Source organism: Streptomyces sp. NPDC001410 (assembly GCF_042895235.1).
GTDB lineage: Bacteria > Actinomycetota > Actinomycetes > Streptomycetales > Streptomycetaceae > Streptomyces.
The window spans coordinates 678,037-686,496 of sequence record NZ_JBIAWE010000002.1 but is presented as its reverse complement, the minus strand read 5'-3'; the positions used below and the strand labels follow the sequence as shown (position 1 = coordinate 686,496).

Genomic DNA, 8,460 nt, shown 5'->3' with positions numbered 1-8,460 from the left:
CTGGGAACGCCGAGCCGACATCCATGAGGCGTTCCTCAAACTCGCCTGCTGCCTCATCACCCACCGACAACTCGGCTCATTGTGTTAGCCGTTGTAAGACCGAGTACGACTTGTCCGGGTAGGCATCTGCCTTGTCGCGCTGTATCTCGAAATACAGTGGTTCCAGCGCGAGGGTATCGAAGTAGGCGGCCCAGTCCTCACGCGACTTGGCATCAAACAGCGCCTGCTCGATCTCGGTAGGCGGGACCCATGCGGGCGAAGCGGCGTTCCCGTATGTGGCGGGCGGCGAACCGGACGACATGGACGGAAATCCCTAACGATGACATGTTTGTAAAGGGCGTGAGTGGCGGAGATCATCCACCTCAAGAGGTCACCCTCGAAGGGTTCATCGTAAGCACCCCACCGGAACCCATAATCACCTTTTTCCTCACCGAGAACACGCAGTCTGCGATCGGGAAGGCCAAAAAAACTTCAGACGCTCGCGATGCAACTGCTGGCCGCTAAACCTCTGGGGGAGTTCCTTCTTAAGAATCCGCCTTCTCCAGGGCCATGTGCGGCGGCGCCCCGATATGGATCGAGGCCCTATTGCTCACGTCCGCGGGAGAGGGTGATTGACCAAATGTCACCCTCTTCCAGTGGAGTATGTGCGAGATTGACGACATACACGGAGGATCCGATGCTTGGCTCTTGATAATGAACGAAGTTCGGGCGAGAGGAATCTGTGACCTCACGCAAGGTCCCACCCTGCATTTCGAGCTCTCTTCGAAATTCGCCAATCCGGACATGCGCAGAGAATGTGCCGTGAGCGACTGTGACCGGGGGTGGGATCATTCCGTCCAACCGATGGGCCAGTCGGTGGATTTGCAGAGAAGCCGCCACTGACTCCCAGGAGCCCCGGGACTTGGCAAACGTTACTTCGATGAGACCATAATCCCGACGCATCAGCGACTTCCTCGCATCATCCAGGAAGTCGCTGCCAAGATTTTCTTCCCAGATCTCTGGGCTGGTTCCGAGCCGCGCCCCCAAAATTTCGCCCTGGAGTGCCGCTTTGACGTAAAATTCAAGTTCCGACATTACTTCGCCTATGCTCTGTTCATCTTTTCAAGGGCCTTGATCAAAAAGTGCATTTCCGCTGCCCGATTCTTGGCCATACCGTACTCGCCCCTATTCATGGCGGCTCGTACGGCTGTGGCTTTATCGATAATGTCGTTCCTTAGCTCCCTGCTTGAATGGACTTCGTCGAGCACTTTCTGTACCTGGCGTTCGCTGGCCGTACCATGTTTGAGCCTGATAGGCTCAGCACCGATCCCACCGTCTTTGTCTGGGAATATCCGAACTTCCATGTCATTGATATGGATGTGCGCGCCCTTGGTTCCCCAGTCTTGGTAAGCCACCGACGCATGGATGTTATACGGACTGAGGCCGTTAGGGTCGACCCATGTATGCGGATTGTGGACATAGGTGGCTGGGTTAGGTGCGGGTTCGAGGCCGAGCGGATCGGCGGACAGATACCGGGCGGTTTCGGGGTCGTAGTGGCGGAAGTAGTTGTAATGGAGGCCGGTTTCCGGGTCGTAGTACTGGCCCGGGAAGCGTAGGGGTGTGTAGGCGGTGCTGTTGGCCGCCCATGCTGTCGTGCCCCACAGGGTGCTGCGGGTGTGCCAGGCGATGTTGCCGTGTTCGTCGATGAGTTCGCTGGGGGTGCCGACGAGGTCGGTGACGATGGCGAAGAAGCGGGAGTCGATCTCGTCCTGGAGTGTGCCTGCCACGGTGATGCGCTCTGTTTGGGCGAGGGGGCGCAGGCCCTGGTGGTCCCACGTGAGGGTGACCGGGTCGGGGAGGTCGCGGGACGTCGTGGTCTGTTCGCAGAGGGTGGTGCCATCCCAGGTGAAGTCGACACGTTCGACAACCGTTTCGCCGTCCTTAGCGAGGCGGAGTTTTGCGGTGCGGCGGCCCAGGGGGTCGTAGGTGTAACGCCAGCGGGTGCCGTCGGGGGTCGTCACCGAGGCGAGGCGGTCCTCGGCGTCCCATTCGTAGTGCCAGGTGTCCGGCTTGCGGGACAGACGGGTCTTCCGGCGAAGAGTGATGCGGCCCAGGGCGTCGTGTTCATAGCGGACTTGGCCGGCACGCGTGATGCGGGTACCGGTGTACTCGCGGATGCCCACCGACTCCTGGCCCGGGTGGACAGATGGCCAAGATGCCTGTGTCTGATTGCCCGCCTCGTCATACGCGTACTGCTCCGTCCAGCCCACCGCGTGGACGGCTGTCACCCGTCCCACTGTGTCCAGGTCGAAGCGGCGGGAGCCGGACAGCTGATCGTCGATGCCGATCAGGTTGCCGTCGGCACGGTAGGTGTAGGCCCGGTGTTGCACTGTGCGGCCTGCGGCGCCGGTCACTGACTGGATCGTCAGGTGGCCCATCGCGTCGAAGGTGTGCTCCAAAGCGATCGTTCCGCCGATGTGGCGGGACAGTTCGCGGCCCGCCTCGTCGTACGTGAAGTCGATGGCGCGGCCCGAGGCCACCATGCCGGTTCGACGGCCAACGGCATCGTACGACCATGTAGTCGCGGCGCCGGTGGGGGTCGTGCGGCCTGTGCGGCGGCCAAGTGCGTCGTACGTGTAGCTCAGTGTACGGCCGTTGACCGTCTCTGACTGCAGGCGGCCGTAGCGGTCGCGGAGGAGGGTGAGGGTGGTGCCGTCGGGGCCTGTTGCCTGCGCCAGCTGGTCCGCGAAGTCGTAGGCGTAGGTCGTGATCTGGCCGGCCGCGTCCTTGTGGGTCACCTGGCCCAAGTCGTTGCGCTCGAAGGAGACCACCTCGCCGAGAACGTTTCTGCGCGAGGTGAGGCGACCTGCAGGGTCGTACGCGTAGGTCAGGCTGCGGTCGTCGAAGTCCGTCTCCGTCACCAAATGGCCCGCCGCGTCGTACTCGTACGTCCACGTCAGGCCCTGTGGGTTGGTGACCTTCGTCAGGCGCAGTTCCATGTCGTGGTCGAACTCGTACCTGACCCCGTCCGGACCCGTGCGCGCCGTTAGCAGGTCGAAGTGGGTGTACTCGAAGCGGGAGAGGCTGCCGAGCGGGTCGGTATGGGTCGTGCAGTTGCCCTCGCCGTCGTACGTCCAGGACTCGGATGTGCCGTCTGCGGCCGTACGGCGAGCCAGTTGTCCCTCGACCGTCCACTCCAGGCGCGTTGTGGCACCTGTGGGGTCCGTGATCGCCGTCGGACGGCCGAGGGCGTTCCGCTCGTACCGGGTCGTCGCGCCCAGCGGGTCCGTGATCTCCAGCGGGAGGCCGGCCCGGTCGCAGACGACGCTCGTCGTGTTGCCGAGTGGGTCCGTCACGGACGTGAGGTGGCCAGCCTCCGTGTAGGCGAAGCGGGTGGTCTGGCCCGCCGGGCCCGTCACCGACGTGCGGTTGCCGCGATCGTCGTACGTCTGGCGCACGACCGTGCCGTCCGGGTTGACCACCTTCACCGGCAGGCCGAGTTCGTTGTACTCCGCTCTCGCCTCGCGGCCGTCCGGGCGGACCACCGAAGTCAGGTTGCCTTCGTCGTCGTAACGGAACGTCGTCGTGTGGCCCAGCGGGTCCGTCTGGGAGAGCAGGCGGTTGTAGCGGTCACGGTGGTAGCGCGTGATCGCACCGAGGGCGTCGATCCCCGCGACCACCTGCCAGGTGTCGTTGACCAGGTAGCGGCGGGTGTGGCCCTCACCGGTCGTCACTGTGGTGGTCCGTAGGCCGGTTTCCGGATCCGGGTCCTCGTAGGACAGACGCAGGGTCATATGGCCCGCCGAGCCACCCTCCGCTATGCAGCGGTCCCGGTCGTCGTACTCGTACGTGTAGCCGCGGTCGTTCGTGTCCGTCCAGGAAGTGACCCGGTCAGCCTCGTCGTAGGTGAAACGGAGAGGCAGGCCAGAGAAGTTGTAGACCTCCGTAAGGTTGCCGTCGGTGTAGCCGTAGCGCTTCAGCTCCTCGCCGGTCGCGGCCAGGTGGAAGGCGAGGACGCGGCCGGCCTCCGTGGTGACGCGGACGGCCTGACCGCTGCTGGAGACGATTGCGAGCGGGATGCCCTCCGCGTCGTACTCAAAGGTGATCCAGTTGCCGTTGCGGTCGTCTATCTGCTCCAGCACCGCCAGGCCTTCGCCTCGGTCGGCGAAGTGCCAGGTGCGGTGTGTCCCGGGGTCCGTGATCGTGTAGCCGCCGTCCACCCGGTTGAGGGGCCAGCGGGGGCCGTGGCTGGAGAGGGTGGGCAGGCCGGGCGCCGGGTGCGGGTATGCCAGGAGCAGGCCGTCCTCCGTGACGAAGACGACTCCCTCGGCGTCGACCTCCAGGCGCTGGTCCAGGGTGGAGGACCAGGACGGGCCGAACCAGCGGCCCAGGTGGTAGCCGGACTCCACTCGCCGCTTCAGGACCAGGGGCAGTACCCCAGGGATCGTGACGTCCGTCTGCGGCAGGTACATCTTGCCGGTGGCGAGGTTGATCGGGTCGGTGCCCGCGCTCTCCGTGCTGTTCTCGTCGTGGGAGGTCGCTGGCCGGTCCTTGTTCACCCCCTCCCGGGCGGCGTTCCCTTCGGAATTCACCGTCTCGCCCTCCGCTGCCCCGCGTTCCCCTGCCGCCGCTTCCTCGGCCCCCTCTGCCCCCCTCACCCCGTCTTCCGCGACCCGGACCCCGTCCGCAGCCACCCCCTCGGCCCCCGCCTCCGGGACCATGAACTGGGCAGCGAATTCGCCACCGACACCGCCCGGGTCCTCGAGGAAGGACTTCCAGAGGCCGTCGGCGGTCTGGGTGGGGTGGGTGACCATATGGACGGCACCGCCCAGCAGTTCCACCTTGGCCTGGAGCGCCTCGTAGGGATGCGTGATCGCGTACGGATCGAGCGGGTTCGCGTTGCGGGCCAGGTTGTTCAGGTCGCCGAGTCCGCGCATGAAACCGCCGAAGAAGCGCATGTCCTCCGTCTTGGCGGCATCCAGGACATCCGCGCCGTCGAGCTTGAGCTGGTTCACGGCCGACGGCTCGTGGGGAGCGTGCTGCAGGGCGGCTTTGACGCGATCGGCCGCCTCCGAGGCGAGGTGGGTGCGCTGGCGCCGTGCGGCGGCCAGGATCTGCTCGGCCGCGTGCTTGGCCTCGTCGCCGGGATCCTGCTCCGAGGGCCTGGGACCGGGGTCCTTGTCGCCCGCATCGACCGCGTCGTTGTACGTCTGCACCTTCTGCTGATGGGCTTTTGAGGCGGCCTTGCCCTCGCGGTACTTCGCCACCGCTTCCCGGGCCTGGGCCTGTGCCCATTCCACCGTGTGCGCGAAGTTCTCCAGGGCCGAGGAGGCCTCACCGCAAGCCTCGGCGGCCTGCCGCCACTTGACCTGGTGCGTGGCGAACTTCTTGCGGAAGGCGTCGGCGGCCTCGCCCTTGAACTCCGACGAGTCCAGCTGCTGCATGCCGGTCGCGACCGCACCGAAGGACGTCGCGAAGTTCCGCAGATGCCCTGCCGTCTCGCGCAGCTTCGCCGGATTGCCGTGGATCAGTTCCTTCGGATCCTCGGTCTCGTCCAGCTGCTGCTCGTCCACGTGCGCGCCCAGCTTGGACGCGGTGGAGTCGCCCCAGTCGTCGACCTTGTCGGCCGCACCGTGCGCACCCACGTAGTCGAGCGCGTCGCCCACCCCGTGGGCACCCTCGTCGATGACATGGCCCGTCGCCCGCTTGACGTGGTCGTAGCCGGACTTGAGCGACCCCAGGGCACTGTTGAACTTCCCCGTGAGAGACATCAGTTGCCGTCACCCGCCCCGGTCACGTCCCGCACGATGGACGGCGTGATCGGGATCGGGCTACCCGGCGCGCCCTCGCTCGTCTCCACGTCCGTGAGCATGCCCTTCCCCGTCTGCTTCACCGAGTTCACCAGGTTGTCGCGGTCCTTCTCGCCGTAACCCGTCGTCGCCGCGGCATGGTTGATCTGATCCAGGCTCTCCTTCTCCACCTTGTCGTTAGAGGCGAACGGATCCCCGACCACGGAGTTGTAGGCGACCTTCAGCGAGCCCTTCACGTACTCGTCCGTCTGGTGGAAGGTTCCGGCTGCCAGCCCCATCCCCTCCGCGAGCGCGTTGCCCTCCTGCATCAGATCGCGCACTCCCCACTGCCAGCGCTCGCAGAAGGTGTGCAGCATCGCGCCGAGATGGTCGTCACCGACGTCCATGCCGTCCATCTCCAGGCCGGTGAAACCACGCCCCGCGCCCGCCCAGCCCTTCATCCCACCCAGCGAATCCATCTCGCTCAACGCCTTGTTGATGCCCTCGGCGATCAACTTCAGGCCATGAACCTGCAGATCCGGCTGCCCGCCCCCGCTCGGCGTCGTCATTGCCGTCCCTCCCCCGTCGGTCGTCGGGTCCCAGCACCCGAGTCCATGTCCTGCACGCCACGCACACCTGTTCCGGTTCCGCTTCCCGGGCCTTCGTCGCCGCCCGGCCGGTCCACGGCAACCGACTCCGGCACGATTCCGACGACCGGTGGCAGCACCATTCCCCGCTCACCGTCGCCGGCGTCCACCAACACCCCGCACGGAAGCCCGGCCTCAGCAACCGCCGGTACGCCTGCGTCCAGGACCGCAGCACCCCACACCGCGCGGTACCGCCAGATCCGGTCGCCCTCTCCGCGCGCCATCGCATAGCGGCCGAGCGCGGCCTCGTCGGTGAACGCGAGCAACCACCGCGCCCCATGAGTCTCCACCGTCATCGCAGCACCGTTTTCCCCGTACGGGACGAGGACACGGCGACGTCGGAACTCCCCGAGGCCGGCGCGGAACCGACGCCGGTGAACCCTGAGTCGGATGGCCTGTTCCGCGGAGAGCGACGCGTCTTGCCGGTCGGTCGGCTGTGTGGCTACGGATTCCTCGGCGGCCGTTGTTGCAGTATCCGGTGCGGACTGCTTCGCGGTGGCTAATGTGCTTGATTCCGGGTGCGGTTGAGCTGCAGAGAGCACATCAGCAGGAGGCAGCGGTGCACTACCTGCGTGTAGAACCGTCTGCTCCGCGATATCTGACAGTGCCGACCTGGGTGGATGCCCCTCGGCCTCGCCCGTCGCCCCCGTGGATCCCATCGACTCAGCGCTGGCCACAGCGCGCCTTCCCCCCACCGAAAATGTCTTGATACGTTCGGCTGATTTTCATTCCGCGAACGATCTTCAATCGTCACATGCGTGGGCTGATGTGAACAATGTTCGTCGGACCAACAGTGAGTCAAAGGACAGTCAATTGCCGTTGTATCCGGCTGTATCCAGGGCCATTCTCAGCACTCCCGCCGGCCGGCTAGGGCAACCACAGGCGCTGGAACTCGATCCTCTCGTACGGCGTCTTCGCCCCCGTCTCGTACAGGAGCCCGACCCTGTCCCGGCCGAGCTGGACCAAGTCGGAGTAGGCGGCCGGACGGTCGGACAGGGTCCGTAGGCGGGTGAAGGTGCGGCCGGCGTTCGTGCTGGACCACAGGGCCATCGCCCGGCGGGCGGTCGACACCGACGGGGCGGAGAACAGCAAGGGGCCTTTGTGGAGTTGGAGCACGCTGCCCTCGACCTCCGGGACGTCGTTCAGGGTGCGCTGGACGGCGAAGGGACGGACGAGACTCCCGCCGCCGTCGCCGCTGTAGGTGTCGAGGCGGTGGCCGGGGCCGGCGCTGCCGTTCTGGTCGCGGGAGCTGATGTAAAGGCGGCCGTCGGGGAGTTGGGCGATGCTGGTCTCGTTGGCGTTGGTCGCGCCGTCGTAGGTGTCGTCCACGAAGCCCAGGTGCCAGGTGCGGCCGCCGTCGTCGCTGTAGAGGGCGTGGGCGCCGTAGTAGCGGGGCTCGCGGCCGGTGTCGGAGGAGCCGGGGGGCGGGGCGGTGGAGTGGTCGGCGGGGACGAGGAGGCGGCCGGTGTGGGGGCCGCGGGTCAGGGCGAGCGCGTGGCCGGGGCCGGTCGCGTACCAGCGCCAGTTCGGCGGCTTCACCTCGGCCGTGATGTCCCGCGGGGGTGTGAAGCTGCGGCCGTCGTCCTCGCTGCGCTGCACGTACACCCGGCGGCCCTGGCTGGGTGCGACCTCGCCGCGCATGATCTGCGCCTCTGTCACCGACCCACCGTTGTACGAGGTCACCAACACGACGGCGCCGGAGCGCGGCTCGACCACGGGTGCCGGGTTGCCCCGGGTGTTCCCCTGACCGGCGGCCACCACCGTCAGCGGGCCCCAGGTGCAGCCGCCGTCGGTGGAGCGGCGCAGGACGACGTCGATGTCGCCGCTGTCGGCGGCGCCCGTGTGCCGGCCCTCGGCGAAGGCCAGGACCGTGCCGCGTCGGGTGACGACGGTCGCGGGGATGCGGTACGTGTCGTAGCCGCCCTGCCCGGACATGTACGGCACCGAGGAGACGCAGCCCTGTGTGGAGTGCGCCGGGTGGACGGCGGTGAGCGGGGTGAGGAACGCGGTTGCGGCAAGGAGAGCGCGGCTCAGCGGAATCACGC

General features: G+C 66.6%; 6 protein-coding genes and 1 pseudogene. 1 reads left to right on the top strand and 6 read right to left on the bottom strand.

Annotated features, from left to right (window positions below):
* A pseudogene (locus ACFY3C_RS06570) lies at nucleotides 1-88 on the top strand (IS5/IS1182 family transposase); the annotation flags it as partial.
* Here ACFY3C_RS06570 and ACFY3C_RS06565 read toward each other — a convergent pair.
* The 6 genes from ACFY3C_RS06565 to ACFY3C_RS06540 all read right to left on the bottom strand — a co-directional run bounded on the left by ACFY3C_RS06565 (nucleotide 77) and on the right by ACFY3C_RS06540 (nucleotide 8,458).
* Complete coding sequence (locus ACFY3C_RS06565) at nucleotides 77-301, bottom strand: hypothetical protein (RefSeq protein ID WP_390769923.1); 225 nt, start codon at nucleotides 299-301, stop codon at nucleotides 77-79. The pseudogene ACFY3C_RS06570 and the gene ACFY3C_RS06565 overlap by 12 nt on opposite strands.
* Nucleotides 302-582: 281 nt before the next feature.
* Nucleotides 583-1,074 carry a hypothetical protein gene (locus ACFY3C_RS06560; protein WP_390769922.1) on the bottom strand — a complete coding sequence of 164 codons (492 nt, stop codon included), beginning with the start codon at nucleotides 1,072-1,074 and terminating at the stop codon, nucleotides 583-585.
* Between the two features lie 8 nt (nucleotides 1,075-1,082).
* Entirely contained in the window at nucleotides 1,083-5,750 is a 4,668-nt protein-coding gene (locus ACFY3C_RS06555; protein WP_390769921.1) for a putative T7SS-secreted protein, read from the bottom strand.
* Complete coding sequence (locus ACFY3C_RS06550) at nucleotides 5,750-6,337, bottom strand: hypothetical protein (RefSeq protein ID WP_390769920.1); 588 nt, start codon at nucleotides 6,335-6,337, stop codon at nucleotides 5,750-5,752. The genes ACFY3C_RS06555 and ACFY3C_RS06550 overlap by 1 nt, the downstream gene beginning before the upstream one ends.
* Complete coding sequence (locus ACFY3C_RS06545; RefSeq protein ID WP_390769919.1) at nucleotides 6,334-6,711, bottom strand: hypothetical protein; 378 nt, start codon at nucleotides 6,709-6,711, stop codon at nucleotides 6,334-6,336. Before ACFY3C_RS06545 ends, ACFY3C_RS06550 begins: the two co-directional genes overlap by 4 nt.
* A gap of 571 nt (nucleotides 6,712-7,282) precedes the next feature.
* A complete protein-coding gene (locus ACFY3C_RS06540; RefSeq protein WP_390769918.1) occupies nucleotides 7,283-8,458 on the bottom strand; it encodes an exo-alpha-sialidase in 1,176 nt (391 codons plus the stop codon).
* Between the last annotated feature and the right edge of the window lie 2 nt (nucleotides 8,459-8,460).

What these genes read in the sequence shown, in the direction of transcription:
- ACFY3C_RS06545 (WP_390769919.1), bottom strand. Translation starts at nt 6,711, where the DNA reads ATGACGGTGGAGACTCATGGGGCGCGGTGGTTGCTCGCGTTCACCGAC.
- ACFY3C_RS06565 (WP_390769923.1), bottom strand. Translation starts at nt 301, where the DNA reads ATGTCGTCCGGTTCGCCGCCCGCCACATACGGGAACGCCGCTTCGCCC.
- ACFY3C_RS06560 (WP_390769922.1), bottom strand. Translation starts at nt 1,074, where the DNA reads ATGTCGGAACTTGAATTTTACGTCAAAGCGGCACTCCAGGGCGAAATT.
- ACFY3C_RS06550 (WP_390769920.1), bottom strand. Translation starts at nt 6,337, where the DNA reads ATGACGACGCCGAGCGGGGGCGGGCAGCCGGATCTGCAGGTTCATGGC.
- ACFY3C_RS06555 (WP_390769921.1), bottom strand. Translation starts at nt 5,750, where the DNA reads ATGTCTCTCACGGGGAAGTTCAACAGTGCCCTGGGGTCGCTCAAGTCC.